Here is an 18,043-nt window from a genome sequence, read left to right as displayed (position 1 = left end):
GGGAGGTCAGCGGCCCGCGTCGGCCAGCTTCGCCCGCAGCTGGAGCACGGACTTGGTGTGGATCTGGCTGACCCGGCTCTCGGTCACCCCGAGGACGTTGCCGATCTCCGCGAGGGTGAGGCCCTCGTAGTAGTAGAGGGTCACCACGGTCTTCTCGCGGTCGGGGAGGGTGTTGATGGCCCGCGCGAGCAGTCTTCGCAGCTCGCGGTCCTCGGCGACCTCCACCGGATTGTCGGCGGCGGTGTCCTCCAGGGTGTCCATCAGGCTCAGCCGGTCGCCGCCCTCGCCACCGACGTGCAGCAGCTCCTCCAGGGCGACCACGTTCGCCAGCGACAACTGGCTGAAAACGGCGTGCAGTTCCTCCAGGGCGATGCCCATCTCCGAGGCGACCTCGGCCTCCGAGGGCGTACGCCGGAACTGCGCCTCCAGCGTGGCGTACGCGCGCTCGACGTTCCGCGCCTTCTGCCGGACGGACCGAGGGATCCAGTCCAGGGCCCGGAGTTCGTCGATCATCGCGCCGCGGATCCGGGTGATCGCGTACGTCTCGAACTTGATGGCCCGTTCGATGTCGAACTTCTCGATGGCGTCGATCAGTCCGAAGACCCCGGAGGAGACGAAGTCGGCCTGCTCGACGTTGGAGGGCAGCCCCACGCTCACCCGGCCGGCGACGTACTTCACGAGCGGCGAGTAGTGCAGGATCAGCTGCTCCCGCAGCCGCTCGTCGCCCGTGGTCTTGTAGGAACGCCACAATTCGTCGAGGGAGGAGGGAGCGGGAGGGCGCACAGTGCCACGCGCAACCGGTGGTTTCGCCGCGCGGTCAGACCCGGAGGTGTGCTGGGGCATGTGGTGCCTTGAGCCGTTCTGCCGTGAAGTGCTGGGGGACTTGCGTCTGAAGCGGAATCCTTGTGAGCGTAGCGTGACTGCGGCGTCGCAGTCCGCGCAGGACGGGAGTTCGCCGCCGCGCGATTGCCTGGCGCCTCTTACGTCGTCCGCGCCCGCCCGGGCCCGGGGCCGTCGCCGCCTGCGCGGGCCCCGGACAGGTCACCGATCGATCGTGCGAGGTCATCGGCCTTACCTTTTCACCCGAATGCTCCAGGTCAAGTACCGCCTCGCCGCGCGTCGTCGTTGCGTGCCGAAGGAAGCGTCAACCGCCAGCCGTCGCCTTCGCGTTCGACGAACCCCAGTGAGTGGAGTTCGTACAGTCGACCGAGCGTTTCGTCGGCCGAGGTCCCCGCGGTGCGTGCGAGGTCACGGGGGTGGGTGACCCCGTGGTAAGGGAGCGCGTCGAGAACCCGTGCGGTGGTCGCGTCCAGGTGGTCCCTGGGCAGCACCGGGCCGCGGCGGGCCGGCGGAAGGTCGCCGATGTCCCCGACCAGCTCGACGACTTCGTCCGCGTCGGTGACGAGCACGCCCTCGCCGCGCAACAGCTCGTGCACCCCTGCGGACAGCCCACTGGTGGCCGGCCCCGGCACGCCCATCGAGAAGCGGCCGAGACGTTGTGCCTGGCGGGCGGTGACCAGCGATCCGCTGCGGTATTGGGCCTCGACGACGACCGTGCCTCTGGTCAGCGCCGCGATGACGCGGTTGCGCAGAATGAACCGGCTGCGGGTGGGGTGGGAGGACGGCGGCAACTCGGCTACGACGAGCCCCTGTTCGGCCAGGCGACCGAGCAACTCGGCGTGCCCGCGCGGGTAGGGTACGTCGACACCGCACGCCAGCACCGCCGTCGTCGCCCCGCGCGCGGCCAGCGCGCCCCGGTGGGCGGCCCCGTCCACCCCGAACGCCGCCCCCGACACCACCACCCAGCCGCGCTCCGCGAGCCCGGAGCCGAGGGTGGCCGCCATGTGGGCCCCGTACGGGGTGCAGGACCTCGCGCCGACCACCGCGACCGAGCGCAGGGACCACAGCCGCAGGTCGGGCCGCCCCCGCACCCAGAGCCCGACGGGCCGCGCGTCACCCAGATCGTCCAGCTGGCTCGGCCACTCCCGGTCGCCCGGGCAGACGAAGCGCCCGCCCACCGCGGCGACCGCGGCCAGGTCCCGCCCCGGCTCCGCGGCGGCCGCCCGCAGGCGGTAGCCCCCGAGCCGCGCGGCGGTCATGCCCGGCAGCTTCTCGGCGGAGCCGTCCTCGACGGTGAGCCTCCGCATCAGCTCGACCGGCCCGGTGAGCCGCAGCCATCGCCCCGCGCGCTCGTCCCCCGGCTCCAGCACCCGGGTCAACGCGGCCCTGGCCACCCGCTGGGCCTCGCGATCCCGGTCCCACGCCTCCGTTTCCCGGTCCCGGCCCCCGTCACGCGCCCGGTCGGGGCCGTCCCCGTGATCAGGCCCGTGCCCGGTGTCCGGGGCGCGCTCCCGGTCCGCGCCGGGACCCCGCTCCGGGCCACAGCCCCGGTCGGAGTCAGGCTTCCCGCCCCGCTCCGTCCCATCCGCGCGATCCGGCCAGCATGCCGGGTCCGCCCCGGGCGCCCCGCCGTACCCAGGCCCGGGGCCCGGCCCCGACCGCCTTCCCCGTGCCCCCGTGACCCCGGTCACCGCTCCCCCACCTCCATCGGCACCCCGCGCTGGATGCCCGTCCGCAGCTCCAGGGCGACCGCCACGTCCGAGGCGTCCGGGCGGTCCGCGCCCCGTAGGTCCGCCACCGTCCAGGCCACCCTCAGCACCCGGTCCAGTCCGCGGGCCGTGAGGATGCCGCGTTCCAGGTCCCGTTCCGCCGCCGCCAGTGCCCCGGGGGCCACCAGCAGGCGGGTTCGCAGCTCGTGGCCCGAGACCTCGCTGTTCGTGGTCCACGGGGTGCCGGCCAGCCGCTCGGCCGCCCGGGCCCTGGCGTCCCGTACCCGTGCGGCGACGACCGCCGTCGACTCGCCCCGGCCGCCCTGCCCCAGGAGGTCCGCGCGGCCGACCGGCTCCACCTCGACCCGCAGGTCCACCCGGTCGAGCAGGGGACCGGACAGTCGCGCCTGGTAGCGGCGGACCACCGAGGGCGGGCACTCGCAGCCCGCGCCGGTGAGCGTGTGCCGGCCGCAGGGGCACGGATTGGCGGCCAGCACCATCAGGAAGCGGGCGGGCAGCCGCACCACCCCCGCCGCCCGCGCGACCACCACATGGCCCGACTCCAACGGCTGGCGCAGCGCGTCCAGGGCCTTGCCCGAGAATTCGGGGGCCTCGTCGAGGAAGAGCACGCCGCGGTGGGCCAGCGAGACCGCCCCCGGCCTCGGGACTCCGTTGCCGCCGCCCACCAGGGACTGCATGGTCGCCGAGTGGTGCGGGGCGCAGTAGGGCGCCCGGGAGACGAGCGGTTCACCCGGGGGGAGGATGCCCGCCACGGAGTGGACCGCCGTCACTTCGAGGGATTCCTGCCGGGACAACGGGGGCAGGACCGCCGGCAGCCGCTCGGCCAGCATGGTCTTGCCCGCGCCCGGCGGACCCGAGAGGAGCAGGTGGTGCCCGCCGGCCGCGGCCACCTCCAACGCCTGGCGCGGGCCCGGCTGCCCCGCGACGTCCGCCAGGTCCGGCCGGTGCCCCTCGCCCCGCGCTGCGGCCGGTGCGAGCCCCGTACCGAGGCCGGTGCCGGGGATCATGAGCCCGGCCAGCATGGCGTCGGGGCGTCCCTCGCCGCCGACGGGCTCGTCGGGCACCGGTTCGTCGCACAGGACGGCGATGAGCTGCCGCAGGCTCCGGACGCCGAGGACCGAGACCCCCGGCACCAGGGCCGCCTCCCCGGCCGTCTGCTCGGGAACGACGACCTGTTCGTACCCCGCTTCGGCCGCCGCCAGGACCGCGGGCAGCACGCCCCGTACCGGACGCACCCGGCCGTCCAGGCCCAGTTCGCCGATCATCACCACGTCGGCGATCATCGCTGGGTCGATCCGCTCCGCCGCGCCGAGCACGGCGCACGCCACGGCGAGGTCGAAACCCGAACCACTCTTCGGGACGGAGGCCGGGGAGAGCCCGACGGTGAGCTTCTTCTGCGGCCACTCGGCCCCGGAATTGGCGACGGCCGCCCGCACCCGGTCCCGGCTCTCCACCAGGCTCTTGTCCGGCAGCCCGACCAGGGTGAAGGCCGCGACCCCCGGCTCCAGGTCCGCCTGGACCTCCACCACCACACCCTCGACGCCGACCAGCGCCACGGAACACGCGCGTGCGAAGCCCATCAGGACACCCCCCGGGCGTGCTCCGTGACCGGGGCCCCGCGCCGGGGCACCGTCACCCCGACCAGATCGATGCGGGCCCCGCCCGGCGGTGGCCCGCCGTGCCGCTCCAGCCAGATCTCGGCGAGCCGTCTCAGCCGGGCCGCCTTGGCCGGGCCGACCGCGGCCATGGGATGTTCGAACCCGTCCGACCTGCGCGTCTTCACCTCGCAGAAAACCAGCGCGTCCCCGTCCCTGGCCACGATGTCGATCTCGCCGGCACGACAGCGCCAGTTCCGCCCGACCACGGTCATCCCGGCGTCCGCCAGCAGTCGCGCCGCCAGATCCTCGCCGTACCGCCCGAGTGCCCCCCGTGCGTTCATATCGGCACCACCTCCGGCACCGACTGTGACCCGGCCCGCCGAAAGATGTGGATCTTGGTGGACAACTCCGCGGATGTGGAAAACCCGGCCACCCACACGGGTGACCGGGCTTCTTCCTGCAGCGCGCGTGTCGGCGGCCCCGGCTCCAGGGGGCCGCCCTGGGGTCAGCCTCCCGGAAGTTCCAGATCGCTCTTGTTGAGCTCTTCGATGTTGACGTCCTTGAAGGTCAGCACGCGGACCTGCTTGACGAACCTGGCAGGCCGGTACATGTCCCAGACCCAGGCGTCCGCCATGGACACCTCGAAGAAAACCTCACCCTGGACGGAGTGCACCTGCATCTCGTAGTCGTTGGTGAGGTAGAAGCGCCGTTCGGTCTCGATCACATATTTGAACAGACCGACGACATCGCGGTACTCCCGGTAGAGCTTCAGCTCCATCTCGGTCTCGTACTTCTCGAGGTCCTCGGCGCTCATGGCATGTTTCCCCTTCAGCCGTGCGTGCCCCCATTGTGCGTCAGCCTTCGGCGCCCCTGAACGATTAGACGATTTCGGGGGCCAGAACGAGCGGATCACACGGGGGGCCCTCGTCGAGGAGCGTGCGCAGCAGCTCGGCGAGTCTGGTCGGGTACACCGTCTCACGCGTCGCGAGCAGTTCGGCGGAAGTCCACCACCTCAGACCGGCGACGCTGCGCAGCTCCAGGTCGGTGAGGCCCTGCGGGGCGATGGCGGTCTGCGCCGTACGGGCCAGGTAGTACCACTCGTCCTGGTCCCAGCGGCGCCCGTCGAACGGGAAGGAGCAGATCCGGGTCCAGAGCAGCGGGCCAAGCTCGATGTCCGTGATCCCGGTCTCCTCGGCGAGCTCCCGGCGGGCGGCCTGCTCCCGGGTCTCGTCGCCCTCCAGCCCGCCGCCCGGGGTGAACCACCAGGTGTCGGCCGGATCGTCCGGCTCATGGCCGTGCAGCAGCAGGACGCGGTCGTCGGGGTCCAGCAGGACCACGCGGGCGACCTTACGGGTTCCGGAGGTCACCGGGCCCCTCCGGCAGACGCCTTCCGTCGGCCCAGGCACGCCGCCACGGGCCCGTACACCGCCCCACCGAGGATCAGGGCGGCCCCCACCAGGATCGCGCCCAGCTGGAGCGGCAGGGGCCCGGCGGCGGACACCCCGCCGGGCAGCGCGGCGAATGAGGCGGGCCGGTCGATCATGCCGTTCATCGGCCAGGCCACCGCGTCCACCCGGGCCTGCACGGCGCTCAGCGCTACGGAGCCCTGGCCGGCGTCCTGGAGGTGGACCCGGGAGTCCAGGGAGGTGGCCCGTTCGTCGCCGAGGAGGAAGAGCTTGCCCCGCGGCACGGTGGCGGAGAACTCCTGGGGCGAGGCGGGGGCCTTCCCGCCGCCGGCCGTCGGGCTTTGGGCGACGTACGGCTCGTCGACGGGGGTCCCGTTGACGGTGAGGCGGCCGTCCTTGTCGCAGCAGGCCACCTCGTCGCCGCCGACCCCGACGACGCGCTTCACCATCGGTGTGGCGGCCCAGACCTCGTCGGTGAAGACCACCACGTCACCGCGCCGGACGTCGGCCCCGTCTATCCGCTCGGCGAGCACCCGGTCGCCGGGGTTCACCGTCGGGGCCATGGAGTCGGTCGGGATCGTGTACGGCTGGTAGACCACTGCCGCCCAGGCGAAACCGCCGAGGAAGAGCACACAGCCGACGGCCACGGCGAGGCCCGACACCATGGCGCCGAGCCGGCCGCGGCCGTCTCCCTTGCTTCCTGTACCGCTCATCCCAGCGCTCCCCCGTCGGAGATCGACAATCGCTGATCCGAGTCGGCACCCTACCCGGCGGTACGCCGGGCGGTCAGCCTCCGGCGGCGCCACAACACGAGGGGCACCGCTCCGGCTACGCCCAGTGCCGCCGGCGCCATCGCGGCGGCCGCGTTCAGACCGGGCTGGTCGAAGGTGTCGGGCACCGGCAGGGTCGCCCAGCGGCCCAGCGGCCAGGCGACGACGACGGCACGGCCGACGACTTCGTCGTTGGAGACCGTGCCCTGCCCCGGGAGCTCCTGGTGGTAGCGCGAGTCCAGGGAGTTCTGCCGGTGGTCGCCCATGACGAAGATCCGGCCCTCGGGCACCTTGATCGGGCCGAAGGGCTTGTCGTTGCACGGGGTGTTCCCCGGGAAGATGAACGACTTCTCGTCCAGGCTCTTCCCGTTGACGGTGACCGGGCCGTTCTCCTTGCACTCCACCGTGTCGCCGCCGACCGCGACGACCCGCTTGATCAGGTCCTTCTCCTCGGAGGACGGCATCAGGCCGATGAAGCTCAGGAACTTCTGCACCGCGTTCGGCTCCGGGGTCGCGGTGTCCTCCAGCCAGCCGCCCGGGTCGTGGAACACCACGACCTCGCCGCGCTCCGGCTCCGAGCCGAACCACGGGGTCAGCTTGTCGACCAGCACCCGGTCGCCCCGCTGCAGCGTGTTCTGCATGGAGTCCGAGGGGATCGAGAACGCCTGCACCAGGAACGTCTTGATCAGCAGCGCCAGGATGAGAGCGATACCGATGAGCAGCGGCAGCTCCACCCAGAAGGAGCGCTGCTTCTTGGCCTTCGGGGGCTCACCGCCGCCCGGGGCGTCGCCCTCGCCCTCCGGCGGGACCGCCGCCCCGCCCGCGGGAGACTCGTCGCGCTCCGGCCGGTCCTCGGGTTCGTCGTGTCCGGATCGTGCGCCGACCGCCAAATCCCCCACATCCACTCCTCAATACGTGCCACTGCCCGCGCCCCATCAGACGCAGGCCCACCACTCCCATAACGAGCGGGAGTTCCGCAGGGGTCGGGAGCCGGACCATTCCGTCGCGATCCGGAGGTGCCAGACTATTCGACGGTGCCCCGCCAGCCGCCTTCGATGCGCGCGAGTCCGGGACCGCGCGGAAGGCGTCGCGCTCTTCCAGGGTGCTCCAGTGGCCGAACGGCCAGGCGATCACGACGGCCCGCCCCACGACCTCCTCCTCGGCGACCGTGCCCCGGTCGGGTTCGTCGAGGTGGAAGCGGGAGTCGGCGGAGTCGGACCGGTGGTCCCCCATCACGAAGAGCCGCCCCTCGGGGACCTTCACCTCGAACGAGATGGTCGAGGGCCGGTCGTCGGGGTGGAGGTACGTCTCGGCCAGCGGTACGCCGTTGACGGTGACCCGGCCGTCCTCGCCGCAGCACTTCACGGTGTCGCCGCCGACCGCGATGACCCGCTTGATCAGGTCCTGCTCGTCGTCGGACGGCAGGAGCCCGATGAAGGTCAGCAGTTCGGTGGCCTGCTTGACGCCGATCGGCGGGTCGTCCTTCCGGGCGGATTCCTCCTGCTGGAGCCAGCCACCGGGGTCCTTGAAGACCACGACGTCGCCGCGCTGCGGCTCGGACCCGAACCACGGGGTCAGCTTGTCGACGAGCACCCGGTCGCCGATCCGGATGGTCTGTTCCATCGACCCGGACGGAATGACGAACGCCTGCACCAGGAACGTCTTCAGGACGAGCGCGATCAGCAGCGCCGCGACGACGAGGACGGGTATCTCCTTCACGGCGGACCTGCGGCGCTTGCGCCGGACCTTCTTGGCGAGCCTGCGGCGCTCCGCCCGGGTGGGCAGCGGGCGCGGCCCGGTCGGCCTGGTCCCGGTCGGCAGGGACGCGCGGGGGTCGGTCGCGCCGCGCGGGCGTCCGCGGTTACCCATGCGCCGCGCCAGGTGCCCGTACGTCACCGAAGGCACCGGTCCCGGCCAGCGAGCCGACCAGGGCGGGCGGCCAGCCCAGCCAGTCCACCCGGCCGGTCACCCGCTCGACGGGGACCATCCCGCCGCCGGGCGATCCGAGGCGGTCCCGGGAGTCGCTGGAGCGGCTGCGGTGGTCGCCCATCATCCAGAGGGTGCCGGCGGACACCACGATGTCGAAGGGCGCCCGGGAAGCGGTGTCACCGGGGTAGAGGTACGGCTCGTCCACCACGGTGCCGTTGACCGCGAGTCTCCCCTCCGCGTCGCAGCACACGACCCGGTCGCCGCCCACGCCCACCACCCGCTTCACGAAGTCGGTGTCGGCGGGCTCCACGAGCCCGAGGGAGGCGGCCGCCCCGCGCACCAGTCCGGTCAGGGGGTTCGCGTCGAGGTCCTCCCGCACGAACGATCCGGTCCCGTCGAAGACCACCACGTCGCCGCGCTGTGGCTCGGCGCCGAAACGGTACGCCAGCTTGTTCACGAGCACCCGGTCGCCGACCTGCAGCGTGGGCTCCATCGAGCGGCTGGGGATCAGGAAGGGCTGGACCACGTAGGAGCTGAACAGCAGCAGGGCGACGGTGGCCAGGACCGCCCCGGCGAGCACCCGCCGCCAGGACAGCACCGAGGCGAGGCGGGCCCGCGTACGCGAAAAGCGCGACCCCTCCCCGGACCCCGCGTCGGGTTCCGGGGAGCGGTCGCGCTCCGAGTGCTGTGCTTGTGTGTCCATCGCGGCCGAAGCCTATCCGGCCAGGCTGTGGACGGGTCACCCGCAGGGGGATGACCGGGCGACAGCTCAGTTGTCGCGCTTCTCCTTGATCTTCGCGGCCTTGCCGCGCAGCTCACGGAGGAAGTACAGCTTGGCGCGGCGGACGTCACCGCGGGTGACGAGCTCGATCTTCTCGAAGATCGGGCTGTGCACCGGGAAGGTGCGCTCGACGCCGACGGAGAACGAGACCTTGCGGACCGTGAAGGTCTCGCTGACGCCCGCGCCCTGGCGGCGGATGACAACACCCTTGAACTGCTGGATACGGGAGCGGGAGCCCTCGATCACGCGCACGTGGACGTTGACGGTGTCACCGGGGCGGAACGCCGGGACGTCCGACCGCAGGGTCGCGGCATTGACGTCATCGAGCAGGGAAGCCATGGTTTCTGCTTTCTTCGCCGATGCCACAGGTCATCGACGGGAAGGTCGTTGAAGAGTTCGGAGCGCTGATCGCGTCGGGCGGGCGTCTTTCCCCCTGTGGCAGGGGCGCACACCGGACGTACAGCAGCGGCCTATTCTTCCACGGCGGTGGGCCTGCGCCAAAATCGGCCGCCGGGCTCCGGTGCGAAGCCGAGGATGGAGAGGATCTCGCGGTCCTTCTTGTCGAAGGCGCTCGCCTCGCACCGCTCGATCAGATCGGGGCGGTTGAGGGCGGTACGGGCGAAGGCCTGGTCGCGCCGCCAGCGCGCGATCTTCCCGTGGTGGCCGCTGAGCAGGACGTCCGGGATGGACCGGCCGCGCCACTCGGGCGGCTTGGTGTAGACGGGCCCCTCCAGGAGGTTGGCCATGGCGCCCGGGGCGAAGGAGTCGTCCTGGTGGGATTCGGCGTTGCCGAGGACGCCGGGCAGCAGCCGGGCCACCGCCTCCGTGATCACCAGGACGGCCGCTTCCCCGCCGGCCAGCACGTAGTCCCCGATGGAGACCTCGACGACCCGGAGCCGGGTGGCGTACTCGTCGATCACTCGGCGGTCGATGCCCTCGTACCGGGCCGGGGTGAAGAGCAGCCAGGGCTCGGCGGAGAGCTCGACGGCCAGTTCCTGGGTGAACGGCCGGCCGCTGGGCGTGGGCACGACGAGGACCGGGGAGTGTGCCCCGGCCTCGTAGCCGTCGGCCAGGGACTCGTCCAGGGCGTCGCCCCAGGGCTCGGTCTTCATGACCATGCCGGGTCCGCCGCCGTAGGGGGTGTCGTCGACCGTGTGGTGCCGGTCGTACGTCCACTGCCGCAGGTCGTGGACGTGGACGTCCAGCACGCCGCGGGCGCGGGCCTTGCCGACGAGGGAGACGTTCAGCGGTTCCAGGTACTCGGGGAAGATGGTGACGACGTCGAGCCGCATCAGGCGTCGCCCTTCGGCGTCCCGGCCGCATCGCCGGAGGCCGTCTCACCGGTCTCCTCGTCGCGGGAGGAGGCGATCACGGCTTCGCTCTCGTCGATCAGACCGGGCGGCGGGGTGATGACCGCGCGCTGTTCCTCCAGGTCGATCCCGGTGACGATCTCCTCGACGAAGGGGATCATCACCTCGCTGCCGTCGGGGCGCTCCACGATGAACAGGTCCTGCGAGGGCAGGTGGGAGATCTCGGTGATCCGGCCGATCTCCGTGCCGTCGGCGAGCACCACGTCGAGGTCGATCAGCTGGTGGTCGTAGAACTCGTCCTCCTCCTCGGGCAGTTCGTCCGGGTCCACCTCGGCGATCAGGAGGGTGTTGCGGAGGGCCTCGGCGGCGCTGCGGTCGCGTACGCCCTCGAAGCGCAGCAGGAGCCGGCCACTGTGGACCCGGCCCGTCTCGATCGTCAGCGGACCCGTCGCCGCCGGTTCGGTGGCCAGGACGGCGCCGGGGCCGAGCCGCAGCTCCGGCTCGTCCGTTCGTACCTCGACGGTGACCTCGCCCTTGATGCCGTGGGCGCGGCCGATCCGCGCGACTACCAACTGCACGCTGTTCTCCGATTGATGGGGTGCGGACGGGGAGGGGGAGACGTCCGGGTGGCCGACGACAAAGGCCGGGGACGGCCCGAAGGCCCTCCCCGGCCCTGGCCGGTGTTCAACTCGCTGATCAGCGAACCTGGTCCACATCGACGAGGTCGACACGGATACCGCGGCCGCCGATGGCACCCACGACCGTACGCAGGGCGCGGGCGGTGCGGCCGTTACGGCCGATCACCTTGCCGAGGTCGTCGGGGTGGACCCGGACCTCCAGCACGCGCCCGCGACGCAGGGTGCGCTCGGCAACCTGCACGTCGTCGGGGTTGTCGACGATGCCCTTCACGAGGTGCTCGAGAGCCTCCTCGAGCATGCTCAGGCCTCGGTCGACTCGGTGGACTCGGCAGCGTCAGCCGCCTCGTCCGCCTTCTTGTCGGACTTCTTGGCCTTGGGGGTGATGGCCTCACCCTTGGCCTCGTCGCCGTCCGCGGACAGCGCCTCGAACAGCGCGCGCTTGTCAGCCTTGGGCTCCGGCTGCAGCAGCGGCGCGGGGGCCGGGAGACCCTTGTGGGCCTGCCAGTCACCGGTGAGCTTCAGGATCGCGAGGACCGGCTCGGTCGGCTGGGCGCCGACGGACAGCCAGTACTGCGCGCGCTCCGAGTTGACCTCGATGCGCGAGGGGTTCTGCACCGGGTGGTACAGGCCGATCTCCTCGATGGCCCGGCCGTCACGGCGGGTACGGGAGTCGGCGACGATGATGCGGTAGTGAGGCGAACGGATCTTGCCCAGACGCTTCAGCTTGATCTTGACTGCCACGGAAGTGGTGTCTCCTGGTCTCTGACGTGGTTGGGCACAACGAAGATGCCACGTGGGGTTGCGGTACTCGTGTGCCCGATGGACGCGTCAGCCGGAGGAGAGAGGGGTCCTGTGCGACTGTCGAGTACAGCTAGCCATTGTGCCACACCGCATCGGCTCACCCCACCGCGACCGCCGCTTCCGGAATCCGGAACGGCTTGCCGCAGCCGCCGCAGACGATCGGCGCCTGCGCCAGGACCGACGGGACGACGCGGACGTTGCGTCCGCAGTCGCAGACGGCCTTGACCCGCACGCCTCCCCCGGAGGAACCGTGCCGGGCGGCAGGTCCGCGGAAGGAGCGCTTGGTGTCGGCGGCGGTGGCGACGGTGTGCGCCTTGAGGGCGCGCTGCAGCCGTTCGGTGGTCGGACGGTACCGGCGCTTGGCTTCCGGATTCAGCGTGACCAGCGAGAATCCGCTGCTGGGGTGGGGTTCCTCGGCATGATCGAGGCCCAGCTCCTCGGCGATCGCGAGGAAGCGTCGGTTGTGGTAGCGGCCGGCGCGGGAGGTGTCTCTGACTCCTCTCGCGGCGGCGATGCCGTGGACTGCCTCGTGGAGCAGTCGCTCGAAGGAGAGCTCGGCGCCACAGGCGGACGAGGACTCTCCGATCAGGGACTCGGGCGCGGCCAGATCGGGCAGCTCGGGGTGGTACCGCTGAATGTCGGCCCACGCCTGTGCCAGCTCTGCGGCAAGTACAGGTGGTGTCGTGCTCACGTCGTGACAACGAGCCCGAGTGCCGTGGTGTTCCTATTCCGGGGCATCCCAAATAATTTGCACGTACCAGTCAGTTGCCGTTGATGCATCCGGACGAGGGCGGGTACGCAGAACTGCGGAGAAGACGCACAGCTCGCACCAAGGTGGTGCACAGCGTGCGGTGCGCCCGGCGGCCGCGGCTGTCAGGTGCGCGTGCGGCGCGCGGTCCTGACGAATCCGCCCGGAAGACTACCCTCCTCCGCGCTCGACGTGCCCGGTGCGGGGTGTCGGGTAAGACTGGTCGGAGAGCAGACGTGGGACGGGGCGCACGACCGGGGCACGCAAGCACTGCTCCACAACCCCTGGACGGAACGGCGGATGCGCAGTTCTCTGGCTACGGGGGTGCGGAACACGCGCACACGGGGGACGTCCACTCGGGCACGACCGACCTCTTGGCGGATTGGGGCACTTTCCATGACACCAACGCTCGTCCGGAACCAGCTGGGCGCGGACTCCTCCGCGCCGGCGGACGCCGGTACCCGCGCACGCGACTGGGCCGAGATCCAGGAACGCATGCTCGCGCCGCTCTACGAGGCGGTGTACGACCGGATGGAGATCGGGGCGGCCACCCGGATGCTGTCCCTCGGCTGCGGTTCGGGCCTCGCGATGCTCGTCGCGGCGGCCCGGGGGGCGCACGTCACGGGTGTGGACTCCGACCGGGAGCGCCTGGCGCTGGCCCGCGCGCGGCTGCTGCCCGACGCCGGTTGGGACGACGCGCCCGCGCACTCCCCGCACCCGGCCCGCCGTCGGGCCCGGCTGGTGGCGGACGGGGGGCCCGCGCCCGTCGGCGCTGACGGTGCTCCGTACAACCTGATCACGGTCTTCGAGCCGATCGGCTGCGCGGCCGGGGACTCCGAGGGGCTGGTGCCGGCGCTGCGCTCTGCCGTGCCCCTGGCCGTCCGGGGCGCGGCGGTGGTGCTGACCGGCTGGGGTCCGCCGGAGCGCTGCGCCACGGCGGCGGTGCTTCAGGTGGCCGCCCGCCTCGCGGACACCGCTCGCCCGCCGCGTACGGAGCCGGGCAGGTGGCGGCCGACGCTCCGGGACGATCTGGAGGACGTGGCGGCGCGGGCCGGGCTGAAGCCGGACGGTTCGGGGCGGGTGTCCTGCCCGTTCGGTTACGCCGACGTGGACAGCGCGGTGCGCGGGCTGCTGTCCACCGGGCTCTTCGATGCCGCCGTACGGGCCACGGACCGCTCCCAGGTGGAGAAGGAGGTCGCGGAGGCTCTCCATCCGTACCGGCGGGAGGACGGCACGGTGTGGATGCCGAACGTCTTCCGCTATCTGGTCTGCGTGACCTGATCACGATGCGTGTAAGGGGCGCCCTCTCTCAAGGGCGCCCCTTACACGTGCGGTGCTCGCTTACATGAACTTCTTGAACTCGTCCGGGAGCTCGAAGTCCTTGCCGCCGTCCTGGGCGGGAAGACCGAACGCGCCGCCCTGGGCCGCCGCCTGCTCGCGGCGCGCCGCAGCGGCCTGCTCCTCGGCCTTGCGCTTCATCGGGTTGCCGCTCTTGCGCTTGCCCTTGGCCTGCTTGACCTGCTTCTTCTGCCGGCCGGGTCCGCCACCCATGCCCGGCATCCCCGGCATCCCGGGCATGCCCCCGCCCTGGGCCATCTTCGACATCATCTTGCGGGCCTCGAAGAAGCGCTCCACCAGGCTCTTGACCGCGGAGACCTCGACGCCCGAACCCTTGGCGATACGGGCCCGGCGCGAACCGTTGATGATCGTCGGCTCGGCGCGCTCCTTGGGCGTCATCGACTTGATGATCGCGGCGGTGCGGTCGATGTCGCGCTCGTCGATGTTGTTGATCTGGTCCTTGATCTGCCCCATGCCGGGCAGCATGCCGAGCAGCTTGGAGATGGAGCCCATCTTGCGGACCTGCTCCATCTGGGCCAGGAAGTCGTCGAGGGTGAAGTCCTTCCCACCCTTGCTCGACTGGAGCTTCGAGGCCATTTTGGCGGCCTCTTCCTGGCTGAACGTCTTCTCCGCCTGCTCGATCAGGGTGAGCAGGTCACCCATGTCGAGGATGCGGGAGGCCATCCGGTCCGGGTGGAACGCGTCGAAGTCCTCCAGCTTCTCGCCGTTCGACGCGAACATGACCTGCTTGCCCGTGACATGGGCGATCGACAGGGCCGCACCACCGCGGGCGTCGCCGTCGAGCTTGGAGAGGACCACGCCGTCGAAGCCGACGCCGTCGCGGAAGGCCTCGGCGGTGTTGACCGCGTCCTGACCGATCATCGCGTCGACGACGAAGAGGATCTCGTCGGGGCTGACGGCGTCGCGGATGTCCGCGGCCTGCTGCATCAGCTCCTGGTCGATGCCGAGGCGGCCGGCGGTGTCCACGATGACGATGTCGTGGACCTTGGCCTTGGCGAACTCGATGGAGTCCTTGGCGACCTGGACCGGGTCGCCGACGCCGTTGCCCGGCTCGGGGGCGTACACCGCGACGCCGGCGCGCTCGGCGACGACGCTCAGCTGGTTGACGGCGTTGGGGCGCTGGAGGTCACAGGCGACGAGCAGCGGGGAGTGTCCCTGGCCCTTGAGCCAGAGGCCGAGCTTTCCGGCCAGCGTCGTCTTACCGGCGCCCTGGAGGCCGGCGAGCATGATCACGGTGGGCGCGGTCTTGGCGAACCGCAGCCGCCGGGTCTCGCCGCCGAGGATGGCGACGAGCTCCTCGTTGACGATCTTGACGACCTGCTGGGCGGGGTTCAGCGCCTGGGAGACCTCGGCGCCGCGCGCCCGCTCCTTGACGTTGGCGATGAAGGCCCGGACCACGGGCAGGGCGACGTCGGCTTCCAGCAGGGCGATACGGATCTCGCGTGCCGTGGCGTCGATGTCGGCCTCGGACAAGCGGCCCTTGCCCCTGAGGTTCTTGAAAGTCGCGCTAAGGCGGTCGGAGAGAGTATCGAACACGGCGCTCGTCGGTCCTCAGGGTCGGGGGCGGGGCAGGTCAGTCGCCCTCCAGGGTATCCGTCCCCCGGAGAACACCAAGCCCTCGCCCGGATCCGGTGCCGGGCGAGGGCCGTGCGGAGGCGTCCTCCGCGTCAGCCGAGGGCCTTCTCGACCTCCCGGGCGACCTCGGAGGCCCGGGCCGGGGAGAGGGGGTCGCCGTCGGTCCCGGTGACGTAGAAGGCGTCCACGGCGTTGGCGCCGAGCGTGGAGACATGGGCGCTTCGCACGCGTACGGCGCTGCGTTCCAGGGCGTTGCCGATGCGGTGCAGCAGGCCCGGGGCGTCCTGGGCGCGGACCTCGATGACGGTGGCGCGCCGGGAGCCCGCGGCCGCCACGGTGACCCGTGGCGGCGGGGCCTTGACGCCTCGCCTGCGCGGATAGGCGGCCTCACGCTCGGCGAGGCGGGCCCGGATGTCCAGGGAGCCGTCGAGGGCGCGTACGAGGTCGGCACGCAGGCGGGCGGCCTGCGGGAGGGATCCGTACTCGGCGGCGACCCGCCAGCTGAGCAGCAGCAGGTCCGCCCTCTCCCCCACCTCGTTGGGCAGCTCCACCGCGCGCAGGTCGGCGGCGCGCACGGTGAGGCGGTGCAGGGCGAGGACTCCGGCGGCGGCGGGCAGGACGCCGGGGCGGTCGGGCAGGGCGATGAGGAGTTCGACGCCGACGGGTTCCACTTCACCGTCCCCGGCGGGCTCCTCGGGCTGGGTGTGCAGAGCGAGGACGGGTTCGCCGGTGCGCAGGGCCTCGATGGCGAGGCGTTCGTGTTCGGCGCTGGGGGCCTCGTCGTCGGGCTCCTCGGGGAACTCCCCGGCGAGCACGGCTCCGACCCGTTTGACCAGGTCGGCGACGAGAGAGGCCCGCCAGGCGGACCAGGCGGCGGGGCCGGTGGCCAGCGCGTCGGCCTCGGTGAGGGCGTGCAGCAGCTCCAGGGTGGAGGCGTTGGAGACGGCCCCGGCGACGGCCTGGACGGTGGCGGGGTCGTCGAGGTCGCGCCGGGTGGCGGTGTCGACGAGCAGCAGGTGGTGGCGTACGAGGGTGGCGATGACGCCCACGTCGTGCTGGTCGAAGCCGATCCGGGTGGCCATGTCCCGGGCGATGACCTCGCCGGCCACGGAGTGGTCGCCGGGCCAGCCCTTGCCGATGTCGTGCAGGAGGGCGGCGACCAGGAGGAGGTCGGGGCGGTGGACGCGGCGGGTGAGGGAGGCGGCGCGGACGGCGGTCTCCACGAGGTGCCGGTCGACGGTCCAGGTGTGGACGGGGTTGCGCTGGGGGCGGCAGTGGACGCGTTCCCAGTCGGGCAGCAGCCGGGTGACGATCCCTTCCGCTTCGAGCGCCTCCCAGACGCCGACGGTGGCCTCGCCCGCGCCGAGCAGGGTGACCAGTTCCTCGCGGGCCTCGGGAGGCCACGGGACCGGCAGCGGCCGGGCGGTGGCCGCGAGGTGGCGTACGAGGTGGCGGGAGAGCGGGAGTCCGGCCTCGGCGGCGGCCGCGGCGGCGCGCAGGGTGAGGACCGGGTCGCGTTCGGGGCGGGCGGCGCGGGCGAGGACCACCTCGCCGTCCGCGTCCACCACGCCGTCGGCGAGCGGGGTGCGCTCGGGGGTGGGTTTGGTACCGCGGCCTCCGCTGAGCAGGGCGCGGAGTCTCGGGCGGGCGGAGCGGGCGCGCAGCACCCGGTTGACCTCGCGCCAGGTGACGTCGGTGGCGTACGAGACCGTCCGCGCGGCCTCGTAGACCTGGCGCAGCAGGGTGTCGGCGTCGAGGAGGCCGAGGGCGGCGGCGACCTGGTCCTGCTCCTGGAGGGCGAGGCGGTCGGTGGCGCGCCCGGTGGTGAGGTGGAGGGCGTCGCGGGCGTCGAGGAGGGTGCGGCGGGCCTCGGCGAGTCCTTCGCGGGGTGCGTCGGCGACCCAGGAGGCGGCGACCGCGCGCAGGGCGGTGGCGTCGCGGAGGCCGCCGCGGGCTTCCTTGAGGTCGGGTTCCAGGAGGAACTGGAGCTCGCCGGCCCGCTCCGCGCGTTCCTGGCAGAGCTCGTGGAGGGCGGGGAGGCGTTTGGGTGCCTGGTTGCGCCAGTCGGCGAGGATCGCGGTGCGCAGGGAGGCGACGAGCCCGAGGTCTCCGGCGACCGGGCGGGCGTCCAGCAGGCCGAGCTGGACCTTGAGGTCCTCCCCCGCCGTCCTCCGGGCTTCGCCGGGGGTGCGGACGGAGTGGTCGAGGGCCAGGCCCAGATCCCAGACCGGATACCAGACGGCATCGGCGAGGGCGGCGACGGCGGCCGCGTCGGCGCTGCCGTCGTGCAGGAGGAGCAGGTCGAGGTCGCTGCGCGGGGAGAGCTCGCCGCGGCCGTAGCCGCCGACGGCGACGAGGGCGGCGCCGCGTACCCCGGCCCGGGTCGCGGCGGCGGTGAACAGGCCGGTGAGCCAGTCGTCGGTGAGGCGGGCGAGGGCCGCACGGCGCGGCGGCCCGGACCGCGCCTCCTGCTGGAGGAGGCGCAGCCGGGCCGCCGCGTAGCCGCTGGGTCCCGAGCCTTCGGTTTCGGTGGTCACTTCGGTACGCGTCACCCAGCT

19 protein-coding genes are annotated in these 18,043 nt (G+C 72.3%); 1 reads left to right on the top strand and 18 read right to left on the bottom strand.

Annotated features, from left to right (window positions below; all coding sequences use genetic code 11):
- Positions 1-6: 6 nt before the first annotated feature.
- The 16 genes from whiG to IE145_RS15710 all read right to left on the bottom strand — a co-directional run bounded on the left by whiG (position 7) and on the right by IE145_RS15710 (position 12,494).
- Positions 7-843 (bottom strand): RNA polymerase sigma factor WhiG, encoded by an 837-nt coding sequence (gene whiG / locus IE145_RS15785; protein ID WP_006127910.1) that lies wholly within the window; start codon positions 841-843, stop codon positions 7-9.
- A gap of 254 nt (positions 844-1,097) precedes the next feature.
- On the bottom strand, positions 1,098-2,210 hold the full coding sequence (dprA, locus tag IE145_RS15780; RefSeq protein WP_189525750.1) for a DNA-processing protein DprA: 1,113 nt from the start codon (positions 2,208-2,210) through the stop codon (positions 1,098-1,100).
- A 317-nt stretch (positions 2,211-2,527) separates the two neighbouring features.
- Entirely contained in the window at positions 2,528-4,150 is a 1,623-nt protein-coding gene (locus tag IE145_RS15775; RefSeq protein WP_189525672.1) for a YifB family Mg chelatase-like AAA ATPase, read from the bottom strand.
- On the bottom strand, positions 4,150-4,509 hold the full coding sequence (locus tag IE145_RS15770) for a YraN family protein (RefSeq protein ID WP_189525671.1): 360 nt from the start codon (positions 4,507-4,509) through the stop codon (positions 4,150-4,152). Before IE145_RS15770 ends, IE145_RS15775 begins: the two co-directional genes overlap by 1 nt.
- 164 nt (positions 4,510-4,673) lie before the next feature.
- Positions 4,674-4,982 carry a DUF2469 domain-containing protein gene (locus IE145_RS15765; protein ID WP_003965949.1) on the bottom strand — a complete coding sequence of 103 codons (309 nt, stop codon included), beginning with the start codon at positions 4,980-4,982 and terminating at the stop codon, positions 4,674-4,676.
- Between the two features lie 64 nt (positions 4,983-5,046).
- The gene (locus IE145_RS15760; protein WP_189525670.1) at positions 5,047-5,535 is read right to left on the bottom strand and encodes an NUDIX hydrolase; all 489 of its coding nucleotides are present in this window, start codon (positions 5,533-5,535) and stop codon (positions 5,047-5,049) included.
- Positions 5,532-6,287, bottom strand: a complete 756-nt coding sequence (gene lepB, locus IE145_RS15755; protein ID WP_189525669.1) for a signal peptidase I — start codon at positions 6,285-6,287, stop codon at positions 5,532-5,534. Before lepB (IE145_RS15755) ends, IE145_RS15760 begins: the two co-directional genes overlap by 4 nt.
- Before the next feature lie 50 nt (positions 6,288-6,337).
- Entirely contained in the window at positions 6,338-7,078 is a 741-nt protein-coding gene (gene lepB, locus IE145_RS15750) for a signal peptidase I (RefSeq protein ID WP_229825588.1), read from the bottom strand.
- A gap of 34 nt (positions 7,079-7,112) precedes the next feature.
- Positions 7,113-8,213 carry a signal peptidase I gene (gene lepB / locus IE145_RS15745; RefSeq protein ID WP_229825579.1) on the bottom strand — a complete coding sequence of 367 codons (1,101 nt, stop codon included), beginning with the start codon at positions 8,211-8,213 and terminating at the stop codon, positions 7,113-7,115.
- A complete protein-coding gene (lepB, locus tag IE145_RS15740) occupies positions 8,206-8,976 on the bottom strand; it encodes a signal peptidase I (protein WP_189525668.1) in 771 nt (256 codons plus the stop codon). Before lepB (IE145_RS15740) ends, lepB (IE145_RS15745) begins: the two co-directional genes overlap by 8 nt.
- A 66-nt stretch (positions 8,977-9,042) precedes the next feature.
- Positions 9,043-9,393 carry a 50S ribosomal protein L19 gene (gene rplS / locus IE145_RS15735; protein WP_032770115.1) on the bottom strand — a complete coding sequence of 117 codons (351 nt, stop codon included), beginning with the start codon at positions 9,391-9,393 and terminating at the stop codon, positions 9,043-9,045.
- 131 nt (positions 9,394-9,524) lie between these two features.
- Positions 9,525-10,346 (bottom strand): tRNA (guanosine(37)-N1)-methyltransferase TrmD, encoded by an 822-nt coding sequence (trmD, locus tag IE145_RS15730; RefSeq protein ID WP_189525667.1) that lies wholly within the window; start codon positions 10,344-10,346, stop codon positions 9,525-9,527.
- The gene (rimM, locus tag IE145_RS15725) at positions 10,346-10,942 is read right to left on the bottom strand and encodes a ribosome maturation factor RimM (protein ID WP_189525666.1); all 597 of its coding nucleotides are present in this window, start codon (positions 10,940-10,942) and stop codon (positions 10,346-10,348) included. Before rimM ends, trmD begins: the two co-directional genes overlap by 1 nt.
- 118 nt (positions 10,943-11,060) lie before the next feature.
- Positions 11,061-11,300, bottom strand: a complete 240-nt coding sequence (locus IE145_RS15720) for an RNA-binding protein (protein WP_003965959.1) — start codon at positions 11,298-11,300, stop codon at positions 11,061-11,063.
- Between the two features lie 2 nt (positions 11,301-11,302).
- The gene (rpsP, locus tag IE145_RS15715) at positions 11,303-11,743 is read right to left on the bottom strand and encodes a 30S ribosomal protein S16 (protein WP_189525665.1); all 441 of its coding nucleotides are present in this window, start codon (positions 11,741-11,743) and stop codon (positions 11,303-11,305) included.
- A gap of 157 nt (positions 11,744-11,900) precedes the next feature.
- Positions 11,901-12,494: a hypothetical protein gene (locus IE145_RS15710; RefSeq protein ID WP_003965961.1), complete on the bottom strand. Its 594-nt coding sequence runs from the start codon at positions 12,492-12,494 to the stop codon at positions 11,901-11,903.
- Positions 12,495-12,947: 453 nt separating this feature from the next.
- Here IE145_RS15710 and IE145_RS15705 point away from each other — a divergent pair, with 453 nt between their 5' ends.
- Positions 12,948-13,832 (top strand): methyltransferase domain-containing protein, encoded by an 885-nt coding sequence (locus IE145_RS15705; protein WP_189525664.1) that lies wholly within the window; start codon positions 12,948-12,950, stop codon positions 13,830-13,832.
- 60 nt (positions 13,833-13,892) lie between these two features.
- Here IE145_RS15705 and ffh read toward each other — a convergent pair whose 3' ends face one another.
- On the bottom strand, positions 13,893-15,446 hold the full coding sequence (gene ffh / locus IE145_RS15700; RefSeq protein ID WP_065478511.1) for a signal recognition particle protein: 1,554 nt from the start codon (positions 15,444-15,446) through the stop codon (positions 13,893-13,895).
- 131 nt (positions 15,447-15,577) lie between these two features.
- Entirely contained in the window at positions 15,578-18,037 is a 2,460-nt protein-coding gene (locus tag IE145_RS15695; protein WP_189525663.1) for a [protein-PII] uridylyltransferase, read from the bottom strand.
- Between the last annotated feature and the right edge of the window lie 6 nt (positions 18,038-18,043).

This window comes from Streptomyces sindenensis, assembly GCF_014649035.1.
Taxonomy (GTDB): Bacteria; Actinomycetota; Actinomycetes; order Streptomycetales; family Streptomycetaceae; genus Streptomyces; species Streptomyces sindenensis.
This window is presented reverse-complemented; position numbering and strand designations above follow the sequence as displayed.